Annotated in this window: 24 protein-coding genes; 10 read left to right on the top strand and 14 right to left on the bottom strand. The window is 53.5% G+C overall.

Going from position 1 to position 23191, the window contains the following annotated elements:
* On the top strand, positions 1-938 hold a 938-nt coding region (locus tag FDX24_RS11975), incomplete at its 5' end, for a type IV pilus twitching motility protein PilT (RefSeq protein WP_137364357.1).
* Here FDX24_RS11975 and ruvX read toward each other — a convergent pair.
* The 8 genes from ruvX to metK all read right to left on the bottom strand — a co-directional run bounded on the left by ruvX (position 935) and on the right by metK (position 8118).
* Positions 935-1351 (bottom strand): Holliday junction resolvase RuvX, encoded by a 417-nt coding sequence (ruvX, locus tag FDX24_RS11970; RefSeq protein WP_061068855.1) that lies wholly within the window; start codon positions 1349-1351, stop codon positions 935-937. The two genes, FDX24_RS11975 and ruvX, sit on opposite strands and share 4 nt — an antisense overlap.
* Complete coding sequence (locus FDX24_RS11965) at positions 1351-1914, bottom strand: YqgE/AlgH family protein (RefSeq protein WP_048213499.1); 564 nt, start codon at positions 1912-1914, stop codon at positions 1351-1353. The genes ruvX and FDX24_RS11965 overlap by 1 nt, the downstream gene beginning before the upstream one ends.
* A 111-nt stretch (positions 1915-2025) precedes the next feature.
* A complete protein-coding gene (gene gshB / locus FDX24_RS11960; RefSeq protein ID WP_003027083.1) occupies positions 2026-2973 on the bottom strand; it encodes a glutathione synthase in 948 nt (315 codons plus the stop codon).
* Between the two features lie 12 nt (positions 2974-2985).
* Entirely contained in the window at positions 2986-3717 is a 732-nt protein-coding gene (gene rsmE / locus FDX24_RS11955; RefSeq protein WP_137364356.1) for a 16S rRNA (uracil(1498)-N(3))-methyltransferase, read from the bottom strand.
* 74 nt (positions 3718-3791) lie between these two features.
* The gene (endA, locus tag FDX24_RS11950) at positions 3792-4499 is read right to left on the bottom strand and encodes a deoxyribonuclease I (protein WP_061547624.1); all 708 of its coding nucleotides are present in this window, start codon (positions 4497-4499) and stop codon (positions 3792-3794) included.
* 94 nt (positions 4500-4593) lie between these two features.
* Positions 4594-5091, bottom strand: a complete 498-nt coding sequence (locus tag FDX24_RS11945; protein WP_003838223.1) for a SprT family zinc-dependent metalloprotease — start codon at positions 5089-5091, stop codon at positions 4594-4596.
* Between the two features lie 77 nt (positions 5092-5168).
* The gene (gene galP, locus FDX24_RS11940) at positions 5169-6563 is read right to left on the bottom strand and encodes a galactose/proton symporter (RefSeq protein WP_003027074.1); all 1395 of its coding nucleotides are present in this window, start codon (positions 6561-6563) and stop codon (positions 5169-5171) included.
* 400 nt (positions 6564-6963) lie between these two features.
* Positions 6964-8118: a methionine adenosyltransferase gene (metK, locus tag FDX24_RS11935; RefSeq protein ID WP_115601494.1), complete on the bottom strand. Its 1155-nt coding sequence runs from the start codon at positions 8116-8118 to the stop codon at positions 6964-6966.
* 419 nt (positions 8119-8537) lie between these two features.
* On the opposite strand from metK, the gene FDX24_RS23770 reads away from it, so the two are divergent.
* The 5 genes from FDX24_RS23770 (at position 8538) to speB (ending at position 12821) form a co-directional block, all read left to right on the top strand.
* Positions 8538-8675: a hypothetical protein gene (locus tag FDX24_RS23770; protein ID WP_269149342.1), complete on the top strand. Its 138-nt coding sequence runs from the start codon at positions 8538-8540 to the stop codon at positions 8673-8675.
* A 91-nt stretch (positions 8676-8766) separates the two neighbouring features.
* Positions 8767-8913 carry an acid stress response protein YqgB gene (yqgB, locus tag FDX24_RS11930; RefSeq protein ID WP_005123310.1) on the top strand — a complete coding sequence of 49 codons (147 nt, stop codon included), beginning with the start codon at positions 8767-8769 and terminating at the stop codon, positions 8911-8913.
* A complete protein-coding gene (gene speA / locus FDX24_RS11925) occupies positions 8906-10882 on the top strand; it encodes a biosynthetic arginine decarboxylase (protein ID WP_115642900.1) in 1977 nt (658 codons plus the stop codon). Before yqgB ends, speA begins: the two co-directional genes overlap by 8 nt.
* A 151-nt stretch (positions 10883-11033) precedes the next feature.
* Complete coding sequence (locus FDX24_RS11920; protein WP_061068541.1) at positions 11034-11765, top strand: hypothetical protein; 732 nt, start codon at positions 11034-11036, stop codon at positions 11763-11765.
* Between the two features lie 135 nt (positions 11766-11900).
* Positions 11901-12821, top strand: a complete 921-nt coding sequence (speB, locus tag FDX24_RS11915; RefSeq protein ID WP_137364355.1) for an agmatinase — start codon at positions 11901-11903, stop codon at positions 12819-12821.
* 196 nt (positions 12822-13017) lie between these two features.
* On the opposite strand, the gene FDX24_RS11910 is transcribed toward speB, so the two are convergent.
* Complete coding sequence (locus FDX24_RS11910) at positions 13018-13776, bottom strand: M48 family metallopeptidase (protein ID WP_003027053.1); 759 nt, start codon at positions 13774-13776, stop codon at positions 13018-13020.
* A 279-nt stretch (positions 13777-14055) separates the two neighbouring features.
* Here FDX24_RS11910 and tkt point away from each other — a divergent pair, with 279 nt between their 5' ends.
* On the top strand, positions 14056-16047 hold the full coding sequence (gene tkt, locus FDX24_RS11900; RefSeq protein WP_048213189.1) for a transketolase: 1992 nt from the start codon (positions 14056-14058) through the stop codon (positions 16045-16047).
* A 60-nt stretch (positions 16048-16107) separates the two neighbouring features.
* On the opposite strand, the gene FDX24_RS11895 is transcribed toward tkt, so the two are convergent.
* From FDX24_RS11895 to FDX24_RS11875, 5 genes are read right to left on the bottom strand one after another with little or no spacing between them, the layout of a single operon-like run.
* Positions 16108-16758, bottom strand: coding sequence for an ABC transporter ATP-binding protein (locus tag FDX24_RS11895; protein ID WP_137364354.1), 651 nt, complete (start codon positions 16756-16758; stop codon positions 16108-16110).
* Positions 16752-17429 (bottom strand): ABC transporter ATP-binding protein, encoded by a 678-nt coding sequence (locus FDX24_RS11890; protein ID WP_137364353.1) that lies wholly within the window; start codon positions 17427-17429, stop codon positions 16752-16754. The genes FDX24_RS11895 and FDX24_RS11890 overlap by 7 nt, the downstream gene beginning before the upstream one ends.
* The gene (locus tag FDX24_RS11885; protein WP_137364352.1) at positions 17417-18124 is read right to left on the bottom strand and encodes an energy-coupling factor transporter transmembrane component T; all 708 of its coding nucleotides are present in this window, start codon (positions 18122-18124) and stop codon (positions 17417-17419) included. The genes FDX24_RS11890 and FDX24_RS11885 overlap by 13 nt, the downstream gene beginning before the upstream one ends.
* Positions 18125-18703, bottom strand: a complete 579-nt coding sequence (locus FDX24_RS11880) for an ECF transporter S component (protein WP_003027040.1) — start codon at positions 18701-18703, stop codon at positions 18125-18127.
* Positions 18704-18727: 24 nt separating this feature from the next.
* A complete protein-coding gene (locus tag FDX24_RS11875) occupies positions 18728-19153 on the bottom strand; it encodes a PPC domain-containing DNA-binding protein (RefSeq protein ID WP_003027037.1) in 426 nt (141 codons plus the stop codon).
* Positions 19154-19527: 374 nt separating this feature from the next.
* Here FDX24_RS11875 and epd point away from each other — a divergent pair, with 374 nt between their 5' ends.
* The 3 genes from epd to fbaA all read left to right on the top strand — a co-directional run bounded on the left by epd (position 19528) and on the right by fbaA (position 23053).
* Positions 19528-20556, top strand: coding sequence for an erythrose-4-phosphate dehydrogenase (epd, locus tag FDX24_RS11870; protein ID WP_137364351.1), 1029 nt, complete (start codon positions 19528-19530; stop codon positions 20554-20556).
* Positions 20557-20595: 39 nt separating this feature from the next.
* Positions 20596-21759, top strand: coding sequence for a phosphoglycerate kinase (gene pgk / locus FDX24_RS11865; RefSeq protein ID WP_003027032.1), 1164 nt, complete (start codon positions 20596-20598; stop codon positions 21757-21759).
* Between the two features lie 214 nt (positions 21760-21973).
* Positions 21974-23053, top strand: a complete 1080-nt coding sequence (gene fbaA, locus FDX24_RS11860) for a class II fructose-bisphosphate aldolase (protein ID WP_003027029.1) — start codon at positions 21974-21976, stop codon at positions 23051-23053.
* Positions 23054-23191 lie beyond the last annotated feature (138 nt).

Below are 23191 nucleotides of genomic sequence, written 5' to 3'. Positions count from 1 at the left end.
TGTCGGATCTACACCTGTGCAATGCATGGCCCGCGCGTTGGCGCAGACATGGAAAAATCGAAAATGCGCCGTTTACCGCGCCTGACGTAGAGAATCTGCTGATGTGCTGGCTCAGTGAGCAACAACAGGTACAGTGGCGGGAGCAAGGGCAGGTTGATTTTGCCGTTACCCTGACGGACTCCCGGCGGCTGCGCGCCAGCGCATTTGCCCATCAGCAAGGAACGTCACTGGCGCTAAGACTGCTACCGCTGGATTGTCCTCATTTAGACGATCTCCAGACTCCCGAGGCTATACCTGAACTGCTGCGCAGTGAAAATGGGTTAATTCTGGTGACAGGCGCCACCGGCAGCGGTAAATCTACGACCCTGGCGGCGATGGTGGAGTATCTTAATCAGCATATTGAGGGACACATTCTGACGCTGGAAGATCCTATTGAATACCGCTACGCCAGCCAGCGTTGTCTCATTCAACAGCGGGAGGTGGGCGTACACTGCGTCTCTTTCGCCGCCGGTTTGCGCGGTGCGTTACGCGAAGATCCCGACGTTATTTTGCTGGGCGAGCTGCGCGACGTGGAAACCATTCGGCTGGCATTAACGGCGGCGGAGACCGGACATCTGGTGCTGGCAACGCTACACACGCGTGGGGCTGCACAAGCCATCGCGCGGCTGGTGGATTCCTTTGCTGCATCAGAGAAAGATCCGGTGCGTAATCAACTGGCAGACAGCCTGCGGGCGGTTCTTTCGCAAAAACTGGAGGAGGATAAGCAGGGGGGACGCGTGGCGCTATTCGAGCTGCTCGTTAACACGCCCGCCGTGGGCAATTTGATCCGCGAAGGGAAAACGCATCAGCTACCCGGCGTGATACAAACCGGGCAGCAGACAGGTATGCAGACGTTTGCACAAAGTTTGCAGCAGCGACAGGCGCAGGGGCGGCTTTAATAGCCCTGCTCGAAATAGCTTTCGAGGATAATAACGGCAGAAGCGGAGTCCACTTTGCCTTTATTCAACGCCCGGTAACCGCCTTGCTCAAACAGGCCTGAGCGGGCTTCGACGGTGCTCAAACGTTCATCGTGCAGCGTTACGGTTACGCCAAAGCGACCATGAATGCGGTTGGCGAATTTACGCGCGCGCGCGGTAAGGGGTTGTTCGGTACCGTCCATGTTGAGCGGCAGGCCGACGATGATCTCATCTGGTTGCCACTCTTTTAGCAGGCGTTCAATCGAATTCCAGTCCGGCGTACCGTCCTGCGCTTTGATGGCGGGCAATGGCCTGGCCGTACCGGTAATGCGCTGACCCACGGCGACGCCGATACTTTTCGTACCAAAATCAAAAGAGAGTAATGTTCCGCTCATCATGCGTGTCCCGCCACGCCGGGCATGGTCTGAATATCTATTCCGATAAGTTTGGCAGCGTCGCGCCAGCGGTCGGCAATCGGCGTTTTAAACAGAATGTTGAGATCGGCGGGGGCGGTGAGCCAGGCGTTATCCAGTAGCTCTTGTTCCAGTTGGCCTTTTTCCCATGATGAATAGCCTAATGCCACCAGCACCTCGGACGGTTGCTCCTGCGTGCCCAACGTTTCTAATACATCGCGGGAGGTCGTGATGATAGTGTTATCAGAAATTAAGATACTGGATGCAAAACGGGCGGGCGGAGTATGCAGAATAAATCCGCGGTCTTCCGCCAACGGGCCGCCGAGCATCACTGCTTTATCCAGACGGATGGACGGATCGCGTCCTTCAGGCGTGATCTTCAGCTTTTCCAGAATCCCTTCAATTTGTAAGTTTTCCAGGGGTTTATTGACGATAATCCCCATTGCTCCGTTCTCATTGTGTTCGCAGATATACACCACGGAACGGCGGAAAATTGGATCCTGGAGAGCAGGCATGGCAATTAGAAAGTGATGCTGTAAATTCATTGTCAGAGGTTCTGTTTCCTGGTTCAAAAAAGCGACAGCGCCCAGTATGCGTACAAACAGGAGCGCTGTCACTATTAGTATTGGTAGGGTCCCTTCTACCGGCGAGTTCTTTTATTTTTGCAGGCGCGCTTCAATGGCGTCCATCAGCATACCGGTAATAGAGACCGGGAACTCCGCTTCAATTTCACGAATACAGGTTGGGCTGGTGACGTTAATTTCCGTCAGACGATCGCCAATGATATCCAGACCGACAAAAATCAAACCTTTGGCTTTCAGCGTCGGCCCAATGCGACGGGCAATTTCCCAGTCACTGTCGGTTAATGGACGTGGCTCGCCACGACCACCTGCAGCCAGGTTGCCACGGGTTTCGCCGCCCTGCGGAATACGCGCCAGGCAGTACGGAACGGGTTCGCCATCGACCACCAGCACGCGTTTATCGCCATCTTTAATGGCCGGCAGATAGTTCTGCGCCATGCAGTAGCGGGTACCGTGCTCGGTCAGCGTTTCCGCAATAACGCCAAGGTTCGGATCGCCTTCCTTCACGCGGAAAATAGAGGCTCCGCCCATGCCGTCCAACGGTTTGAGAATGATGTCGCTGTGTTTTTGCCAGAAGGCTTTCAACTGCGCTTTGTTACGCGTGACCAGCGTTTCCGGCGTCAGATCGGCAAACCATGCGGTGAACAGCTTTTCGTTGCAATCGCGCAGGCTCTGCGGTTTATTGACGATCAGCGTTCCTTTCTCTTCTGCACGTTCCAGAATATAGGTCGCGTAGATGAACTCGGTATCAAACGGCGGATCCTTACGCATCAGAATAACGTCCAGGTCTGCCAGTGGGAGATCCTGCTCGCTCTTGAACTCATACCATTTGTCGTAGTTCTGCTCTACGCTCAGGGTACGCGTATGGGCGCGGGCTTCACCGTTGATCAGATAAAGATCGGCCATCTCCATATAATGAATTTCATAACCGCGGCGTTGCGCTTCCAGCAGCATAGCGAAGCTGGAATCTTTCTTGATGTTGATGCTTGCGATGGGATCCATCACGATGCCGAGCTTGATCATTGTTTTTCTCCGTTAGCCCAGATCGCCAAAACGCACCTGTAGCGCAGTAATGGCGGTGAGCGCAGTTGTCTCAGTACGCAGAACGCGAGGTCCTAACAGAATATCAGTAAACTGATACCGTGCGGTCATGGCAATTTCATCTGCCGATAGCCCACCTTCCGGGCCAATCAGCAAGCGGATGCGCTCCACCGGGAGCGGCAGCGTGTTGATGCTGGCGCTGGCGCGAGGATGCAGATTGAGTTTCAGACCTTCGTCCTGTTCTGCGCACCATGCTTCCAGATCCATTGCCGGGCGAATTTCAGGTACCCGATTACGACCGCACTGTTCGCAGGCGGCAATGGCAATTTTCTGCCACTGCTGGAGCTTCTTGTTCAGGCGTTCACTGTCCAGTTTAACGCCGCAGCGCTCAGAAAAAAGTGGCGTAATGAGGCTTACACCCAGTTCGATCGATTTCTGGATAGTAAATTCCATTTTTTCACCGCGCGACATTACCTGGCCCAGGTGGATATACAACGGTGATTCACGATCGTCGAGCTCGGCGTTAAGTACCTTCACGTCCACGCTTTTCTTACTGGCATGGGTAATTTCGGCGTCGAATACCTGATTGCTGCCATCAAACAGCTGTAGCGGCTGGCCTGGCCCCATACGTAGTACGCGGCCGATATGGTTGGCGGCATCCTCACACAATGAAATTTGGCTACCGGAAGTGATTGGCTCAGGGTGATAAATGCGGGGAATGCGCATAGTTAAACATCCGCGTCATGGCCCTGAGCTATTAAAGGCCAGGGCATGGTTAAAAATATTGCCGCTAGTGTAGGTTAGCTCTTTTGCGCCTGGCAAGCGCGTTGCACATAAGGGTTATGATTCCCCTGTACCTTCGCGATGCGTTCGTCGCGCTCACACTCCCAGTCGGTGACCGGATACTGCTTATTCCAGGCATTAAAAAGCTGGGTTTGCTGGCGGGAGAGCGTCAGGTTGTATTGGTCGCGCATATAAAAATAGGTACGCGCGATGGCGCCACGTGCGCGGGCAGGCGGTTCGGCAACTTTCTCTTTGAAATCAACCTTCATCGCGCACTGTCCATACTGGCCTTCGCCACCGTTCCACTGGCTGTACATAAAGTTTGCGCGATCGCCATTCACTTCACCTACCGCAGGCTGCAGGTTATGCATATCGCTTTCCATTTTGCGATAGACCGGATCTTTAGCGCAGTTTTTACGCCCCCCGTCCTGCCAGCACTGGCGCTGATGACCAAACTGCCAGGCGGGGACAACGTGTTCCCATTCAATTCGACTGGCGCGGTTTTCGTTTTTTCGCACTTTATAGCCGCAGGATTCGAGGTCCACGACCCCTTTTTTGCCTTGCCAGTTAATTTTACAACCACAGTAGAAATCGCCTGGCGCATCGGCGTTAACTTTGACGCCCGCCGTTTTTGCCTGAGAAAAACTGTTGATGCCTTCGGCTAAAGCTGGGCCTGAAAATGCTGCGGCTAACAGGGCCGCAGCAAAAGAAAAATTACGGTACATCACGAACTCCGTGTCAAAACGAGCCCGCAACGTAGCGAAAGTCATTCCTGTATGCAATCAGTTAGATCAGAAAAGTTCATGATAATTCTGAAGATTATTCTGCAATCAGTGGTTCGCCGCAGTGAACGCAGCGGTAGGTGGCTTCGCCGCGTATCACGCGGTTATGGCGGCGTACGGTCAGTTGGTGTTCCTGACACTTGCAGCGGTAAGTAAAGGTCTTACGCTGCACGGATTGCAGTTCGAACTGATGTGTGCGTCGGGCTGGCACGCCCAGCACGCTTTCCATCATCCATTTCCACTCTTTGCCGTGCGGCGGCACGCGGCCAAAGTATTTCCACACCAGTAAATGCGCCAGTTCATGGGGCACCACTTCGTTAACGAACGCGTCAACGTTCTCCATCAGCAGGACGGGATTAAGGCGAATTTCATAGGTTTGTAGCCACGCGGTACCCGCGGCGGTTCCGCGCTGTTGGTAAACCAGCTTTGGCTCCGGGTAATTGCGTTCGAGCTTGAGGTTGGCCTGAGCGAGTTTTTCCCGCAGGCTACGCATAACGGCTTGCTGGATGGCGATAGGGAGACGGGAGGTTTTCATAACGCCAGAGGATAGTGCGACAGGGAAGGGACTGCAAGAGGAAGGCTTCCTCCCGCGGGGGAGGAAGCTTTTCGTGATTAGTCGTGTGCGCCAATTTCGCGCAGTTTACGACCTTTCATCAGGTTACGTTCAATGTGTTCCAGAGAGACATTTTTAGTTTCAGGTATCAGCCACAGGGTCAGGAAGATGAACAGGACGTTCAGGCCACCGTAGACCCAGAAAGTGTTGGCGCTGCCCAGCGAGTTCAGCATCGTCAGGAAGGTTGCACCGACGATCATATTGGCAATCCAGTTGGTTGCGGTAGAGCAGGTGATACCGAAATCGCGGCCTTTCAGCGGCTGGATTTCAGAGCACAGAACCCAAATCAGCGGACCGGCGCTCATGGCAAAGCCAACGATAAACATCAGCAGCATCAGTACAGCGAAGTATTGCGCGGCCGCCGAGTGAATACCCACGTGCATCATCGTACCCAGCACGCCCATACCGACGGCCATGACGATAAAGCCGAGGATCAGCGTAGGCTTGCGGCCCCAACGGTCAACCAGGCCAATGGCGATAAAGGTTGCCAGCACGTTGGTCAGGCCGACGATAACCGTCCCCCACATCTGCTCGGTGGTGTTGGTGTAGCCCGCCAGCTCAAAGATTTTCGGTGCGTAATACATAATGACGTTCATCCCGGTGAACTGCTGCATCACCTGTAACAGGACGCCAAGGAATACCGCGCGGCGGAAGTTGCTGTTCTCTTTAAACAGCGCCCAGCCGCTCTGCTTCACCTGCAGACTTTCACGAATTTCATCCAGCTCGCGTTTGGCTTCTGCGCTGGTATCACGCAAACGCAACAGAACACGTTCAGCATCGACAAAACGACGTTTAGCAGCAAACCAGCGTGGGCTGTCCGGCAGGAAGATGACGCCAACCAGCAGCAGCAGGGCAGGGATGATGATCACGCCCAGCATCCAGCGCCATGCGCCGCTGTAGCTAAACGCCGTATCGGAAAGATACGCACCCAAAATACCGATGGTGATCATCAGCTGATACATAGAGATCATACTGCCACGAATTTTTTCCGGGGCAATTTCAGACAGGTACAGCGGCGCGGTATAAGACGCAACGCCCACCGCCAGGCCGAGCAGCACGCGGGAAACCAGCAGCACTTCAACGTTTGGCGCCGCGGCGGAGAACAGTGAACCGGCAACAAACAGGATTGCGCCGATCATCAGACTCTTTTTACGCCCCAGTTTGAAGGAGAGCCAACCGCTGCCGACGGCACCCACGGCAGCACCAAACATCATCGAACTCACCACCCATTCCTGAGTGTGGGGGGTAATTTGGAACTCGTCGGTGATGAACGGTAAAGCACCGGCAATAACACCGATATCCAGGCCAAAAAGTAATCCAGCCAGGGCTGCAAGAAAGCAGACAAAAAATGTCATGGCTTTGTTGGAACGCCCCGTTTTTTTATTGTCAGGCATGATGCCCTCCGGTTGGGTAGCTAGTTTTGTTGATGTTAAGGGTAGGTGAGTACGGGGTAAAAAAATGCGAATCACATCACATTAGTGTAATCGGTTACACTGGCATTTATCATGATTGTCGATTAACTATTTGAAAATTAACATTTTATAATACAATTAAATATGGTTAATTGCCTGGAATTAAGACGATCCTGAAAAATAATGTAACAGTGACGCAAGCTTGACGGAAAAGAGATGTTAACTTGTTGTGGATAGAAAATCGGTGCTATGTAATCGCTTTCATTGTTGTTAGAGGAACGCTTCACTGCATTGTTCAGGTGACGAGGCGTTGGGGGAAAATTGGGGAATAAAAAAAGACCAGCACGAGGCTGGTCTTACTAAGCGGACAGTCTTCAGTAAATTACTTCAGACCGGCAGCTTCACGCAGCAGAGCGGCTTTGTCGGTTTTTTCCCATGGGAAATGTTCGCGGCCAAAGTGACCGTAAGCTGCGGTTTCTTTGTAGATCGGGTGCAGCAGATCCAGCATCTGAATCAGGCCATACGGACGCAGGTCGAAGAACTCGCGCACCAGCAGGGTCAGTTGCTCAGAAGGCACTTTTTCAGTACCGAACGTTTCTACCATGATAGAGGTCGGTTCAGCCACGCCGATGGCGTAGGAAACCTGAATCTCACAACGGTCAGCCAGACCAGCGGCAACGATGTTTTTCGCGACGTAACGAGCTGCATAGGCTGCAGAACGGTCAACTTTAGATGGATCCTTACCAGAGAATGCACCGCCGCCGTGACGCGCCATGCCGCCGTAGGTATCAACGATGATTTTACGACCGGTCAGACCGCAGTCGCCCATCGGGCCGCCGATAACGAAACGACCGGTTGGGTTGATGAAGAATTTGGTCGCAGCGCTCAGCCATTCAGTCGGCAGTACCGGCTTGATGATCTCTTCCATGACGGCTTCTTGCAGAGATTTCTGGTCGATATCTTCAGCATGCTGAGTCGACAGAACCACGGCATCAATACCTACAATTTTACCGTCGTCATACTGGAAAGTGACCTGGCTTTTTGCATCCGGGCGCAGCCACGGCAGAGTACCGTTTTTGCGTACTTCAGCCTGACGCTGTACCAGACGATGCGCGTAGGTGATTGGCGCTGGCATCAGCACGTCGGTTTCATTGGTTGCATAACCAAACATCAGGCCCTGGTCGCCAGCGCCTTGTTCCAGCGGATCCGCGCGGTCAACACCCTGGTTGATATCCGGAGACTGCTTACCGATGGCGCTCAGAACCGCGCAAGAGTTGGCGTCAAAGCCCATGTCGGAATGCACATAGCCAATTTCGCGAACCGTGTTACGCGTGATCTCTTCGATATCTACCCAGGCGCTGGTAGTGATCTCACCGCCAACTAAAACCATACCGGTTTTGACATAGGTTTCGCAGGCTACGCGTGCTTTCGGATCCTGCTCGAGGATTGCATCCAGCACGGCATCAGAGATTTGGTCAGCGATTTTGTCAGGATGCCCTTCTGATACGGACTCGGACGTAAAAAGGTGTTTTGCCATATTTAATTTCACCTAAGGAATATTTAGTTAGCTCAAACTGTCGAGTGGAATAGCCATGTGTAGAAGATTCTACCATGAGTCTGCAGATGACGGACACTGGCAGTCTGAGTGTTAATCGGTATAGATGGATTAACATCTGGACGGCTATTTTAGGACAGTTCTTCGCCTGATTTCCAGCTTTTTTTGATTGAGGTCGCATTGTACTGAAAATGTAACTGGAAATTTTTCCTGACGGTGCTGGCAATGTACGTATTTATCTTTTGCATTTTCGTACTGTTGTCGGTATAAAACGCGGCGCGCGGCTCATACAAAAAGCACACGACGTTTTCATCGTGTTGCCACTTCCAGCCGGGTTAACACTTTAGCTTTGGCTTGTGGGTTCGTTCCGTCAGGAGCAACCGTGGAGGTGATACGAGATAATGAACCGTTGTATTCTGCTGAATCTGTCGCACCGTTCTGGTGTACATATGTCCCCCGCAATCTGCATCTTGCATACCTGCCGATGTTATACCCATCTCGGCGCTTCTCAGGACTCAAGAGCCGGTAACGGTCACTAAGAACTGAACAAGGGCGCTCTTGGTAAACAAGAGTTTTCTCGTGGTTTCGCCGAACCGTCAGCATTAAGTTCGGTTACGTGTTTACATTGATATGAAAAAGAAACCGGTCGCACAGTCGGAGCGTCAGCACTATCTGCTGGAAATTCTGCCTGTATTTGGGTTGTTATCGCGTCTATGGATTGCGATAGTAGTCAACTGTTTTACACTTGTTAATAAAATTGAGGTTCGCTATGTCTGACGACATTTCTTTGGGTTCGCCTTCGTCAGCAGGCGAACACGGTGTACTACGCTCCATGCAGGAGGTTGCAATGAGTTCCGAGGAAGCCAGCAAGATGCTGCGTACTTACAATATTGCCTGGTGGGGTAATAACTACTATGACGTCAATGAGCTGGGCCACATCAGCGTGTGCCCGGATCCGGACGTACCAGAAGCGCGCGTTGACCTTGCTGAGTTGGTGAAAGCCCGTGAAGCGCAGGGCCAGCGTCTGCCTGCATTATTCTGCTTCCCGCAGATCCTGCAACACCGACTGCGTTCGATTAACGCCGCGTTTAAACGCGCCCGTGAATCTTACGGTTACAACGGCGACTATTTCCTCGTTTACCCGATCAAGGTCAACCAGCATCGTCGCGTGATTGAATCGCTGATCCACTCCGGCGAACCGCTGGGGCTGGAAGCCGGTTCCAAAGCTGAACTGATGGCCGTTTTGGCCCATGCCGGAATGACCCGTAGCGTGATCGTGTGTAACGGCTATAAAGACCGTGAATACATCCGTCTGGCGTTGATTGGCGAGAAGATGGGCCATAAGGTCTATCTGGTCATCGAGAAGATGTCTGAAATCGCTATCGTGCTGGATGAAGCTGAACGTCTGAATGTGGTTCCGCGTCTGGGCGTGCGTGCGCGTCTGGCATCGCAGGGGTCCGGTAAATGGCAGTCTTCCGGCGGAGAGAAATCAAAATTCGGCCTGGCGGCAAACCAGGTGCTGCAACTGGTGGAAATACTGCGCGAGCGCGGTCGTCTGGACAGCATTCAGTTGCTGCACTTCCACCTCGGTTCGCAGATGGCGAACATTCGTGATATCGCCACCGGCGTACGTGAATCAGCTCGTTTCTACGTTGAGCTGCACAAGCTGGGCGTGAATATCCAGTGCTTCGACGTCGGCGGTGGTCTGGGCGTGGACTACGAAGGTACCCGTTCGCAGTCTGACTGCTCCGTAAACTACGGCCTGAACGAATACGCCAACAATATCATTTGGGCCATTGGCGATGCCTGTGAAGAGCATGGTCTGCCGCATCCGACGGTCATCACCGAGTCTGGTCGTGCGGTTACCGCGCACCATACTGTGCTGGTGTCTAACATTATCGGCGTTGAGCGTAGCGAACATACCGAAGCCACGCCGCCGGCTGACGATGCGCCGCGTGCCCTGCAAAGCATGTGGGAAACCTGGCAAGAGATGCACGAGCCGGGAACCCGTCGTTCGCTGCGCGAATGGCTGCACGACAGCCAGATGGATCTGCATGATATTCACGTGGGTTACTCTTCAGGCACCTTCAGCCTGCAGGAGCGTGCGTGGGCAGAGCAGTTGTATCTGAACATGTGCCATGACGTGCAGAAACAGCTCGACCCGAGCAACCGCGCGCACCGTCCGATTATCGACGAGCTACAGGAACGTATGGCGGATAAGATTTACGTCAACTTCTCGCTGTTCCAGTCGATGCCGGATGCATGGGGGATCGATCAACTGTTCCCGGTGCTGCCGCTGGAAGGACTGAACCAGGTGCCAGAGCGCCGCGCGGTGCTGCTGGATATCACCTGTGACTCCGACGGCGCTATCGACCACTACGTCGACGGCGACGGGATTGCGACGACCATGCCGATGCCGGAATACGACCCGGAAAATCCGCCGATGCTGGGCTTCTTTATGGTGGGTGCGTACCAGGAGATCCTCGGCAACATGCACAACCTGTTCGGTGATACCGAAGCGGTTGACGTGTTCGTCTTCCCCGACGGCAGCGTGGAAGTTGAGCTTTCTGATGAAGGCGATACCGTGGCGGATATGCTGCAGTACGTGCAGTTGGATCCGAACACCCTGCTGACGCAGTTCCGTGACCAGGTGAAAAAAACCGATCTGGATGCTGAGCTGCAACAGCAATTCCTCGAAGAGTTCGAAGCGGGTCTGTACGGATACACTTATCTCGAAGACGAATAATTAAGATTATTCCTCTTGAGGGCTGACTTATTTATATAAGTCGGCCCTTTTTATTAAACAATATCTGAAATAGGATGTTAATCCCTTCCTTTCTTATTTAATACCCCTAGCATTGTTGCCAGATTAACTCGTCATCGGTAAAGGAACAGATATGAAAGGATTTAAATTTAACGCATTATTTGCGGTTGTTTTTTTGTTTATCACGGGCTGCTCATCTCAGATGCAGCGCAGCAATGCTCCGGATTCCGAGGTGGGAACTGCCTGGGGTAATGATGTTCACTCTACGGTGACTGGCGTGTCCGCTGAACGCGTAGACCGTGAACCGACTGAGATGATAGTCATTAATTACTCGACGGCATATCAGTCTGGTTATGACCAGATTTACAGCATTCGTATTAGCGACCTGGAGTATGCGGTTCGTGATGCAAATTTCAGATCTATTCCTATTACCCGGCACTACAATAATTCTTTCGGCAAATGGCAATATCTTATTCCGGCAAAATTGGGCATGACCTATCAATTGTATGTGCGTAACAACAGTCGCGATACAAATTATGAAATTGTGGCCACAGTCGATGGACTGGATGTTCTTACTGGCAAGCCGGGTTCACTGAGTCACAATGGCTATATTGTGAATGCGGGAGATTCGTTGGCAATCAAAGGATTCCGCAAAGACAGCACTACCGAAGCGGCATTCCAGTTTTCCTCTGCCTCGGACTCTTACGCGGCTAATTCCGCACAGGGCGATGTACGTAACACCGGAGTGATTGGTTTTGCCGCCTTTGAGCTACAGGGAAAAGTTGCGAAGGCGATACCGCCGTGCTCTGCCCAGGCGTTTCCAGCGGACAGTAACGGTTACGCGCCGCCGCCTTGCCGGAAATAAACGCTTTGCTTGAAGCCGCGCAGTTTTAAGGCGATAATTCGCCCATACAAGTAGTCACGTAAATCAATCCCTTCCTCGTCGGGCTTAACGACGCGGAGGGGATTTTTTTTCACCGATTTTAAAAGAGGTCAGTACATGAGCACCTTAGGTCATCAATACGACAACTCCCTGGTTTCTAACGCCTTTGGTTTTTTGCGTCTGCCGATGAACTTCATGCCTTACGACAGCGACGCCGATTGGGTGATCACCGGCGTACCGTTTGATATGGCAACGTCAGGTCGCGCGGGTGGCCGCCATGGCCCGGCGGCGATCCGTCAGGTATCCACCAACCTGGCCTGGGAGCACAACCGCTTCCCGTGGAACTTCGACATGCGCAAGCGCCTGAACGTGGTTGACTGCGGTGACCTGGTTTACGCTTTCGGCGACGCCCGTGAGATGAGTGAAAAACTGCAGGCGCATGCGGAAAAACTGCTGGCGGCCGGTAAGCGCATGCTCTCCTTCGGCGGCGACCACTTCGTCACGCTGCCGCTGCTGCGCGCGCACGCTAAGCACTTTGGCAAAATGGCGCTGGTGCACTTCGATGCCCACACCGACACCTACGCTAACGGCTGTGAATTTGACCACGGCACCATGTTCTTCACCGCGCCGAACGAAGGTCTGATCGATCCGAATCACTCTGTGCAGATCGGTATTCGTACCGAGTTCGACAAAGACAACGGTTTTACCGTGCTGGATGCATGCCAGGTTAACGACCGCAGCGTTGATGACATTATCGCTCAGGTTAAGCAGATTGTCGGTGATATGCCGGTATACCTGACTTTTGATATCGACTGTCTGGATCCGGCGTTTGCACCAGGAACCGGTACGCCAGTGATCGGCGGCCTGACGTCCGATCGCGCGATAAAACTGGTACGTGGTCTGAAAGATCTGAACATCGTCGGGATGGATGTTGTTGAAGTGGCTCCGGCCTACGATCAGTCAGAGATCACCGCACTGGCGGCGGCAACGTTAGCATTAGAAATGCTCTATATCCAGGCGGCTAAGAAAGGCGAGTAACGGTTTCGGGCTATTTTACTCGCCATTTTGAACCCGGGCAGTGCTCGCCATCCTCACGTACTACGTGTACGCTCCGGTGGCTGTGCGCTGTCCGGTCTCAAACTGACTTCGCCAATAACGCCCGATCGCTGGACTAAATTTGTCATTCTGTAGGCCGGATAAGGCGTTCACGCCGCCATCCGGCACTGTTCGAAGATTACTTGATCCCGTCTGCGCTCATGCGATCGCGAATATGTTGCGCACGTTCTGCGGATGCCGGGTGATCGTCAAACATTGAGCTTTGACGTCCTGCTTCCAGTTTTGCCAGTTTCTCAAAACTGGTGGCTAAGCCTGCCGGATTGATCCCTCGTTTGCGCAACAGATCATACGAGTAATCATCCGCTTCGGATTCCTGACGCTGGGAGAACTGCGAGTTCACCAGTTTCTCGCCAAGATCGCCCAATTGCGACTGCGACAGGCTGCCGACAATCCCGCCAGCGGAAGCCGCAGCTGCCCGCACGGCGTTCGTACCCAGCGCAACCTGCATCCCTTTTTTCACGTGGCCCAGTGCAACGTGACCCATTTCGTGGCCGATCACCGCTTCGACTTCGTTGTCGGTCATCATATCCATCAGGCCGCTGTATACGCGGATACAGCCGTTCGCCATGGCAAAGGCATTCACATCTTTCGCCATATACACTTTGTAGTTCACCGGCTGGCCGTTAATGTTATCGCCAAGCGCGGCGGCGATTTTGCCAAGACGCGTTGCATACTCGCTGCCAGCCGGGGCGATGGTAGCTTTGCTGTCCATATCCTTACAGGCCTGATCGCTCAGCGCTTTTACCTGCGCATCGCTCAGACTGTAGGCCTGGAAAGCCTCTGCGCCTGAGGAAAGCAGTCCGTTTGAGTCCATGTTCTGGCAGCCGGTCAATGCCGCCGCCATGCTCGTAGCAAGCAGTAAAGCGCGAATTTTCATTTTTTCTCTTCCGCACAAAGTCAGGATTATTCTAAAAAATGCGTCGTTTGCAGGTGAACCGACGCTCGGCATAAGTATAAAGAAAAGAACAATAAGCGGGCGAGAAGATTGCGCAACTTGCGCGCATGATCCAGAGATTTCTGAAGCGGTAAAAGGATGCTCCATGTACATGACACGCGGCTTGGGTTACATTGTTGGCACTTTTTTCCGGCGTAGCCCAAAACGCGCTGTCGTCAAGTCGTTTAGGGCGTGGCCTTCATTATCCGATCTGGAGTCAAAATGTCCTCACGTAAAGAGCTTGCCAATGCTATTCGTGCGCTGAGCATGGACGCAGTACAGAAAGCCAAATCCGGTCACCCGGGTGCCCCGATGGGTATGGCTGACATTGCCGAAGTCCTGTGGCGTGATTTCCTGAACCACAACCCGACTAACCCGTCCTGGGCTGACCGTGACCGCTTCGTGCTGTCTAACGGCCACGGTTCAATGCTGATTTACAGTCTGCTGCACCTCACCGGCTACGATCTGCCGATGTCCGAGCTGCAGAACTTCCGTCAGCTGCACTCCAAAACGCCGGGCCACCCGGAAGTGGGTTACACCGCGGGTGTTGAAACTACGACCGGTCCTCTGGGTCAGGGCATTGCGAATGCAGTGGGTATGGCTATCGCTGAAAAAACGCTGGCGGCGCAGTTTAACCGTCCTGGTCACGACATCGTTGACCACTTCACCTATGCTTTCATGGGCGACGGCTGCATGATGGAAGGTATCTCTCACGAGGTATGTTCCCTGGCCGGTACGCTGAAGCTGGGTAAACTGGTTGCGTTCTATGATGACAACGGCATCTCTATCGATGGCCACGTTGAAGGCTGGTTCACCGATGACACCGCGAAGCGTTTCGAAGCTTACGGCTGGCACGTGATTCGTGGTGTAGATGGTCACGATGCTGACGCGATTAAGCGCGCAGTAGAAGAAGCCCGTGCAGTGACCGACAAACCGTCCCTGCTGATGTGCAAAACCATCATCGGTTTCGGTTCTCCGAACAAAGCCGGTACCCACGATTCTCACGGTGCGCCGCTGGGCGATGCAGAAATCGCACTGACCCGCGAACAGCTGGGCTGGAAATACGCGCCGTTCGAAATCCCGTCTGAAATCTACGCGCAGTGGGATGCGAAAGAAGCCGGCCAGGCAAAAGAAGCCGCATGGAACGAGAAGTTTGCTGCTTATGCCAAAGCTTTCCCGCAGGAAGCTGCTGAATTCACCCGTCGTATGAAAGGTGAAATGCCGTCTGACTTCGACGCGAAAGCCAACGAATTCATTGCTAAGCTGCAGGCTAATCCGGCGAAAATCGCCAGCCGTAAAGCTTCTCAGAACGCGATTGAAGCCTTCGGTCCTTGGCTTCCTGAATTCCTCGGCGGCTCTGCTGACCTGGCACCGTCTAACCTGACTCTGTGGTCTGGTTCTAAGGCCATCAACGAAGATACTGCCGGTAACTACATCCATTACGGTGTACGTGAATTCGGTATGACCGCTATCGCCAACGGTATTTCCCTGCACGGTGGTTTCCTGCCGTACACCTCCACCTTCCTGATGTTCGTGGAATATGCCCGTAACGCGGTGCGTATGGCTGCGCTGATGAAACAGCGTCAGGTGATGGTCTATACTCACGACTCCATCGGTCTGGGTGAAGATGGCCCGACTCACCAGCCGGTAGAGCAGGTTGCTTCTCTGCGTGTGACCCCGAACATGAGCACATGGCGTCCGTGTGACCAGGTTGAATCCGCAGTAGCATGGAAATACGGTGTTGAGCGTCAGGACGGCCCGACCGCGCTGATCCTCTCCCGTCAGAACCTGGCACAGCAGGAACGTACCGCAGAGCAGCTGGCGAACATCGCTCGCGGTGGCTACGTGCTGAAAGATTGCGCGGGTCAGCCGGAGCTGATCTTCATCGCCACCGGTTCTGAAGTTGAACTGGCTGTCGCTGCCTGGGACAAACTGACCGCTGAAGGCGTGAAAGCGCGCGTGGTTTCCATGCCATCTACCGATGCATTTGACAAGCAGGATGCGGCTTACCGTGAATCCGTACTGCCGAAAGCCGTCTCTGCTCGCGTCGCTATCGAAGCTGGCATCGCTGACTACTGGTTCAAGTACGTGGGCCTGAACGGTGCTATTGTTGGTATGACTACCTTTGGTGAGTCTGCACCGGCAGAACTGCTGTTTGAAGAATTCGGCTTCACCGTAGACAACGTGGTCGCGAAAGCAAAAGAACTGCTGTAATTTCGATTACAGGTGAAAACGGGTCGCTCAGGCGGCCCGTTTTTTTGCTTATCAGGGTAGTTACGTGCGTAGCTGACCTGCTTCAAGACGTACTACGCGCGAAAAATGGCGCTGCGTAAATGCTGCGTCATGACTGATCGCCACAACGCTGGCGCCACGCGTACGACACACTGCCAGCCAGTTTTCAAAGACGCCAAGCCAGTGCGCATCAAAGTCCCGGCTGGGCTCATCCAGCAGTAGAATAGCAGGTTCGAGGGCTTCCAGACTGGCGACGGCAACCATACGTCGTTGTGCAGTATGCAGATCGAGCGGGTGCGCGTCGGCGACATCCTCTAACTGACATAATCGCAGCGCCGCCATCGTGCGTTGCGCAATTTCAGTCGCCGGATGCTTCTGTAGCCGTAATCCGAAGGCCACTTCCTCTGCAACCTTGCTGTGAAAGATTTGATTCTCCGCCTCCTGAAACAGTACGCCGAGCACCCTGGCGCGCTCCCGGTTTTTCAGTTGCGCAATCGCACGATTTTGAACGGTTATTGTGCCGGATGAGGGCGTCAGTAGCCCGGCCATGATGCGCAAAAGTGTGGATTTTCCTGCGCCATTATCGCCCGTTAGCGCCAGCCATTCCCCCTCCAGGAGTTCCAGCGAAATATTGCGTAAACAGTCATCGGCGGCGTTCGGCCAGCGATAGCTGACCTGGTTTAGCGTTAGCATAGTGATGACAATGCTCCGTCGCGCAGCTGCCATGCATGCTGGCAGTAGCTGAGAAAAGGTGAAGGGTTGCGTTCGAAAAGTATCACCAAAGCATGCTGTTCCTGTGTCCACTGTTGCAGTCGAGCCAGCAGCATTGCTGTGGATTGCGCCGTCAGGCGACTGAACGCTTCATCCAGAATCAATATTTTCGGCTGCATGGCGAGTGCGCTGGCAATCACCACCCGCTGGGTTTCCCCGCCGGAAAGGGTGCCGGGATGACGATGGCGCAGAGGCTGACATTCCGTCAGCGTAAGGGCGGCATCTATGCGCTGCATAATTTCAGTCTCGGTAAGGCAGAGATTTTCCGGGCCAAACGCCACTTCTTCCTCCACGCTGAAAGTACAACCTGAAAGCTGCAGGTAAGGTGACTGCTGCACAAGCTGGATGGTACTCGACTGCTCGACCAGCGACAGTTTCCCGATGGGATTACCCAGTAGCGCGCCTGTGCCCTCAATTTCTCCCGGAAGGAAGTCGGGGTACCAGCCAGCCATCAGCTGTGCCAGCGTACTTTTCCCGCTGCCGTTCTCACCAAAAATAGCCACCATACCAGGCCTGGCGTAATGGAAATCGTAACAGGCGGATGGCCGCATAGCGTGCGTCGGAATATAGCGAAACTGCTCTAACGTAACCATATCCAGACTCCTGTCTCAACCGCCATTAGAACGACCATGCCGTAGCGGGCCAGACGCTGTAAGGTGCTGTCTGGCGGCGCCCACAGCGTGGTGCGTGAGCGATGCAGGCGAAATCCCCGCATATCGAGCGCTGCACCGCGAACGGCCAGGTCATTGAGCGCGTTATGGGTGAGCGGCACAATTAATGCCGGCATAGCGCGTAAACGTTGGTACCAGGATTCATCCAGCGGTACGCCGCGTGCGCGCTGAGCCTCGTGAATAATCGCCAACTGGCGTTTGAGCTGTTCAACCACCAGCAGCGGGCCTGCAAACAGATAGGCAACGCCTGGCGGCAGGCGTGAAGCAAACAGGGCGCGCATAAAGCGCGCAACCGGCACGTACTGCATCCACATCTGCGATGTCGACACAATGGCCAGGATCCGCAGCCAGAGCGTAACGGCATCGGCCCAGCGTTCCGGCGTGCGCGGCTGCCCGCTAATCCACTCGGTAAGCCATCCGCCGTGTACCAGCCATAGCCCCAGTCCTAAGGGGATCATCAGCCAGAGTACGTATTTCGCCCGCGACCGCGTAGCCTTCATACATAGCAAACCGACAAACGTCGCGGCGCTGTACAAGCTGAGCGGCACTCCGGCTGGCAGCAGGAGCGTGGAGCAGGCGGCAAGCGCCCACAGAGTTAACGACGTAAACGGATGCATTTAGCGCACGGCAGACATCGTAGGGAAATGGCGCGTGGTGCGCAGCGGAAGCTGTCGCAGCAGCACCCAGACGATGATTGCCGTAAGGATTTTATCGACCAGATTCGCTCCGATGACGGTAATGGCGACGGACTCCACCAGGTTCTGACCGACCGAGTGCATCCAGGCGACAAAAAGATCCGCGCCGCTGCCAGTGACACCGCCGAACAGAGTCGTGCGAATCGGCACGGCAACGAGGGTCACGGCAAGTGTGATAATTACGCCGCTGACCACGACTTTAGGTAAGGTGCGAAACCATCCCGCCCGTGCCAGCCAACCGGCGACCAGTCCAATAACCATGGCAACGGGCGCAAAGGCGGCGGCGATCGGATCGGTCAGCAACCCCCACAACAGGTTAGTGAGTAATCCGGTTAGCATCCCCACAACCGGACCTAACAGCACCGCGCTGATCAACGTGCCAATCGAGTCGAGAAAAATAGGTAATTTCAACATGCTGATAAGCTGCCCACCGACCATGTTGATGGCGATAGCAATGACAATAAGAACCAGAGACTGGCTGGAAAATTGGCGACGCGCCATAAAAGACCTCGTATAAGTGAAGCGTTAGCGGGATGAAATAACCAGTTCGTCATAACCGGAAACGGCGCAGGGCTGACGGCTGAATGCCAGAGACGTCAACTCGCCAATCACCAGTTCCAGCGTGGTTCGTACGGTACAGCCCGGCATCATGTGTCCGCCCAGCATCGCGCCGTGTGGGTCAGCAACCGCCAGATGGAGATGCTCGCCGGTAAGCTCCAGCGTGCCGTTCAGAGAGATAATTTCCCACGTACCCGTAAGTAATGTGGTTTCTTCACGTCCGGCGAAGCGCAGAGCAATATTGGTCAAACTGCCGGTGCAACCCGCTATCCAGGCTGCCTGTAGTTGATGCTGCTGGATAAAAGCGTGTAGCGCTGAAAAGACTTCCTGGCCCGGTAATAAACGCAGCGCATGAAAGCGAGCTTCAGATGGTTGGGGATAGAATGTTGCCATAGTTGAGGGACTCCGAGACTCGGACGTTGCGCTGATAATATAGACGCGGGTTAGGGAGCTTTCTGATATAAATCAGGATTTGTGACATGGCAACGAAATAATCTTGCTACGGTTATTCGTAATTCTGGAATATGGAATAAAAGTCGCGTTGAAGGACGTTAAAATGTGACGTAAGTCAGATAACTGTGTTCTGTTGCTGGACAATCATTCCTTTTATTCCGCGTTTCGCTTATTCTAGCTGAAGCGTTTCAGTCGATTAAATGTTCGACAATTAACCAATTAGTCGCAGTTTGCGACAGGTAAGGTTTCCCTGAGCGATTTGCTGCATTACTCTGTCTGCCACATCGTTTCTGAGAAATCCTTGCAGGAGACCTATGACCGTACGCGTAGCGATTAATGGTTTCGGTCGCATCGGACGCAACGTGGTTCGTGCTTTATATGAATCCGGGCGTCGGGCGGAAATCACCGTGGTGGCAATCAACGAACTGGCGGAAGCTGCAGGCATGGCGCATTTGTTGAAATATGACACCAGCCATGGGCGTTTTGCCTGGGATGTTAGTCAGGAACGAGACCAGCTCATCGTTGGCGATGACGCGATCCGTATTCTGCATGAGCGAACGCTCGATGCGCTTCCGTGGCGCGAACTGGGTGTCGACGTTGTGCTGGATTGTACGGGGGTTTTCGGCAATCGCGAACACGGTGAGGCGCATATTGCCGCCGGCGCAAAGAAAGTGCTCTTTTCACATCCTGGTAGTCACGACATCGACGCAACCGTTGTGTTTGGCGTTAATCAGGATCAGCTGCGCGCTGAGCACCGGATCGTTTCCAATGCCTCCTGCACCACGAATTGCATAATACCCGTCATTAAATTGCTGGATGATGCTTACGGCATTGAGTCTGGTACCGTCACCACGATCCACTCCGCGATGCACGATCAGCAGGTTATTGATGCTTATCATCCTGACCTGCGTCGCACGCGAGCGGCCAGCCAGTCGATCATTCCGGTTGATACCAAACTGGCGGCGGGCATCACGCGAATTTTCCCGCAGTTTAACGATCGTTTTGAAGCGATAGCGGTGCGTGTACCGACCATAAATGTGACGGCGATCGACTTAAGCGTGACGGTGAAAAAACCAGTAAAAGCCAGTGAAGTCAACCAGTTGCTGCAAAAAGCAGCACAAGGTGCATTTCATGGTATAGTTGACTATACGGAATTACCGTTGGTCTCAGTAGATTTTAACCACGACCCGCACAGCGCCATCGTTGATGGCACGCAAACGCGCGTGAGTGGCGCTCACCTGATCAAAACGCTGGTCTGGTGTGATAATGAATGGGGCTTTGCTAACCGTATGCTCGACACGACGTTAGCGATGGCTGCTATTGGTTTCAGGCTCGACGCTTGAGCGTCGACAAAACTTTATGAATCAACGAGAGGATTCACCATGTCTGTAATTAAGATGACCGATCTGGATCTGGCTGGTAAACGCGTTTTTATCCGTGCGGACCTGAACGTACCAGTTAAAGAAGGGAAAGTAACCAGCGATGCGCGTATCCGTGCTTCCCTGCCAACCATCGAACTGGCCCTGAAACAGGGTGCTAAAGTGATGGTAACTTCCCACCTGGGTCGTCCTACCGAAGGCGAGTACAACGAAGAATTCTCTCTGCTGCCGGTTGTTAACTATCTGAAAGATAAACTGTCTGCTCCGGTTCGCCTGGTAAAAGATTACCTGGACGGCGTTGAAGTCGCTGCCGGTGAACTGGTTGTTCTGGAAAACGTTCGCTTTAACAAAGGCGAGAAGAAAGACGACGAAGCGCTGTCCAAAAAATATGCTGCTCTGTGCGACGTATTCGTAATGGATGCTTTCGGTACTGCTCACCGTGCGCAGGCGTCTACTCACGGTATCGGTAAATTCGCCGATGTCGCTTGTGCAGGTCCGCTGCTGGCTGCCGAGCTGGATGCACTGGGTAAAGCACTGAAAGAACCTGCTCGTCCGATGGTTGCTATCGTTGGTGGTTCTAAAGTTTCTACCAAACTGACCGTTCTTGATTCTCTGTCAAAAATCGCTGACCAACTGATCGTTGGCGGTGGTATCGCGAACACCTTCGTTGCTGCTCAAGGCCACAACGTGGGTAAATCCCTGTACGAAGCAGATCTCGTTGACGAAGCTAAGCGTCTGCTGACCACTTGCGACATCCCGGTCCCAACCGACGTTCGCGTTGCAACTGAATTCTCTGAAACCGCACCGGCTACTCTGAAGTCCGTAAGCGATGTAAAAGAAGACGAGCAGATCCTGGATATCGGCGACGCTTCTGCACAGCAGCTGGCTGACATCCTGAAGAATGCGAAAACCATTCTGTGGAACGGCCCGGTTGGCGTGTTCGAATTCCCGAACTTCCGCAAAGGTACTGAAATCGTTGCTAATGCCATTGCAGACAGCGAAGCATTCTCTATCGCAGGCGGCGGTGACACCCTGGCAGCAATCGACCTGTTCGGCATTGCTGACAAAATCTCCTACATCTCTACTGGCGGCGGCGCGTTCCTCGAATTCGTGGAAGGCAAGGTCCTGCCAGCAGTAGCCATGCTCGAAGAGCGTGCTAAAAAGTAAGACTTTAATGGGCAGGGAAACCTGCCCTTATTTCAGCGCGCTTTAGAGCACGCTTCAATTCTTTACACAAAATCATTCGAGTTGCATCAAGGCGGCAACAGAGTGAGTTCCCGGGAGCTTACTTACGTAAGTGACTGGGGCGAGCGAGGGCAGCCAACGATGAGGCGGCTTGAAGGATGATGTGTACAACGGCCGAAGATACAGGACTCGTAATATGTCTAAAATTTTTGATTTCGTAAAACCAGGCGTAATCACTGGTGATGACGTACAGAAAGTTTTCCAGGTAGCTAAAGAGAACAACTTTGCTCTGCCAGCTGTTAACTGCGTGGGTACCGACTCCATCAATGCCGTACTGGAAACCGCTGCAAAAGTTAAAGCGCCGGTAATAGTACAGTTCTCCAACGGTGGTGCTTCTTTCATCGCGGGTAAAGGCGTGAAGTCCGACGTTCCTCAGGGTGCTGCAATCCTGGGTGCTATCTCTGGCGCGCATCACGTTCACCAGATGGCTGAACACTACGGTGTTCCGGTTATCCTGCACACTGACCACTGCGCGAAGAAACTGCTGCCGTGGATCGACGGTCTGCTGGACGCGGGTGAAAAACACTTCGCAGCAACCGGCAAACCGCTGTTCTCTTCTCACATGATCGACCTGTCTGAAGAGTCTCTGGAAGAGAACATCGAAATCTGCTCCAAATATCTGGCGCGCATGTCCAAAATGGGCATGACTCTGGAAATCGAACTGGGTTGCACTGGTGGCGAAGAAGACGGTGTGGACAACAGCCACATGGACGCTTCTGCACTGTACACCCAGCCGGAAGACGTTGATTACGCATACACCGAGCTGAGTAAAATCAGCCCGCGTTTCACCATCGCAGCGTCCTTCGGTAACGTACACGGCGTTTACAAGCCGGGTAACGTGGTTCTGACCCCGACCATCCTGCGCGACTCTCAGGACTATGTTTCTAAGAAACATAACCTGCCGCACAACAGCCTGAACTTCGTCTTCCACGGCGGTTCCGGTTCTACTGCTCAGGAAATCAAAGACTCCGTAAGCTACGGCGTAGTGAAAATGAACATCGACACCGATACCCAATGGGCTACCTGGGAAGGCGTTCTGAACTACTACAAAGCAAACGAAGCTTACCTGCAGGGCCAGTTGGGTAACCCGAAAGGCGAAGATCAGCCGAACAAGAAATACTACGATCCGCGCGTATGGCTGCGTGCTGGTCAGGCAACCATGATCACCCGTCTGGAACAGGCTTTCAAAGAACTGAACGCAGTTGACGTTCTGTAATTTACGCCGTTCCACGTGACATGAGGCCCGCAAATGCGGGCCTTTTTTATTGCTATGTCAATGTACTGCTGGCAGAGAATTCTGTGATCTGTTTGGCAAAATCCAGGTTTATTGTTTACCCTTGTCAGGTTGCCAGTC

The sequence above is a fragment of the Citrobacter sp. wls716 genome, from assembly GCF_005280975.1.
Lineage (GTDB): Bacteria > Pseudomonadota > Gammaproteobacteria > Enterobacterales > Enterobacteriaceae > Citrobacter > Citrobacter youngae.
The sequence above is the reverse complement of the archived record's forward strand: the minus strand, read 5'-3'. Positions and strand labels throughout refer to the sequence as shown.

Coding starts and splice junctions, on each gene's coding strand:
- speB (WP_137364355.1), top strand. CDS start 11,901: ATGAGCACCTTAGGTCATCAATACGACAACTCCCTGGTTTCTAACGCC.
- metK (WP_115601494.1), bottom strand. CDS start 8,118: ATGGCAAAACACCTTTTTACGTCCGAGTCCGTATCAGAAGGGCATCCT.
- pgk (WP_003027032.1), top strand. CDS start 20,596: ATGTCTGTAATTAAGATGACCGATCTGGATCTGGCTGGTAAACGCGTT.
- yqgB (WP_005123310.1), top strand. CDS start 8,767: ATGAAAAAGAAACCGGTCGCACAGTCGGAGCGTCAGCACTATCTGCTG.
- FDX24_RS11880 (WP_003027040.1), bottom strand. CDS start 18,703: ATGGCGCGTCGCCAATTTTCCAGCCAGTCTCTGGTTCTTATTGTCATT.
- speA (WP_115642900.1), top strand. CDS start 8,906: ATGTCTGACGACATTTCTTTGGGTTCGCCTTCGTCAGCAGGCGAACAC.
- FDX24_RS11910 (WP_003027053.1), bottom strand. CDS start 13,776: ATGAAAATTCGCGCTTTACTGCTTGCTACGAGCATGGCGGCGGCATTG.
- fbaA (WP_003027029.1), top strand. CDS start 21,974: ATGTCTAAAATTTTTGATTTCGTAAAACCAGGCGTAATCACTGGTGAT.
- FDX24_RS11895 (WP_137364354.1), bottom strand. CDS start 16,758: ATGCTAACGCTAAACCAGGTCAGCTATCGCTGGCCGAACGCCGCCGAT.
- FDX24_RS11890 (WP_137364353.1), bottom strand. CDS start 17,429: ATGGTTACGTTAGAGCAGTTTCGCTATATTCCGACGCACGCTATGCGG.
- epd (WP_137364351.1), top strand. CDS start 19,528: ATGACCGTACGCGTAGCGATTAATGGTTTCGGTCGCATCGGACGCAAC.
- galP (WP_003027074.1), bottom strand. CDS start 6,563: ATGCCTGACAATAAAAAAACGGGGCGTTCCAACAAAGCCATGACATTT.
- FDX24_RS23770 (WP_269149342.1), top strand. CDS start 8,538: ATGAACCGTTGTATTCTGCTGAATCTGTCGCACCGTTCTGGTGTACAT.
- FDX24_RS11885 (WP_137364352.1), bottom strand. CDS start 18,124: ATGCATCCGTTTACGTCGTTAACTCTGTGGGCGCTTGCCGCCTGCTCC.
- tkt (WP_048213189.1), top strand. CDS start 14,056: ATGTCCTCACGTAAAGAGCTTGCCAATGCTATTCGTGCGCTGAGCATG.
- FDX24_RS11965 (WP_048213499.1), bottom strand. CDS start 1,914: ATGAATTTACAGCATCACTTTCTAATTGCCATGCCTGCTCTCCAGGAT.
- rsmE (WP_137364356.1), bottom strand. CDS start 3,717: ATGCGCATTCCCCGCATTTATCACCCTGAGCCAATCACTTCCGGTAGC.
- gshB (WP_003027083.1), bottom strand. CDS start 2,973: ATGATCAAGCTCGGCATCGTGATGGATCCCATCGCAAGCATCAACATC.
- ruvX (WP_061068855.1), bottom strand. CDS start 1,351: ATGAGCGGAACATTACTCTCTTTTGATTTTGGTACGAAAAGTATCGGC.
- FDX24_RS11945 (WP_003838223.1), bottom strand. CDS start 5,091: ATGAAAACCTCCCGTCTCCCTATCGCCATCCAGCAAGCCGTTATGCGT.
- endA (WP_061547624.1), bottom strand. CDS start 4,499: ATGTACCGTAATTTTTCTTTTGCTGCGGCCCTGTTAGCCGCAGCATTT.
- FDX24_RS11920 (WP_061068541.1), top strand. CDS start 11,034: ATGAAAGGATTTAAATTTAACGCATTATTTGCGGTTGTTTTTTTGTTT.
- FDX24_RS11875 (WP_003027037.1), bottom strand. CDS start 19,153: ATGGCAACATTCTATCCCCAACCATCTGAAGCTCGCTTTCATGCGCTG.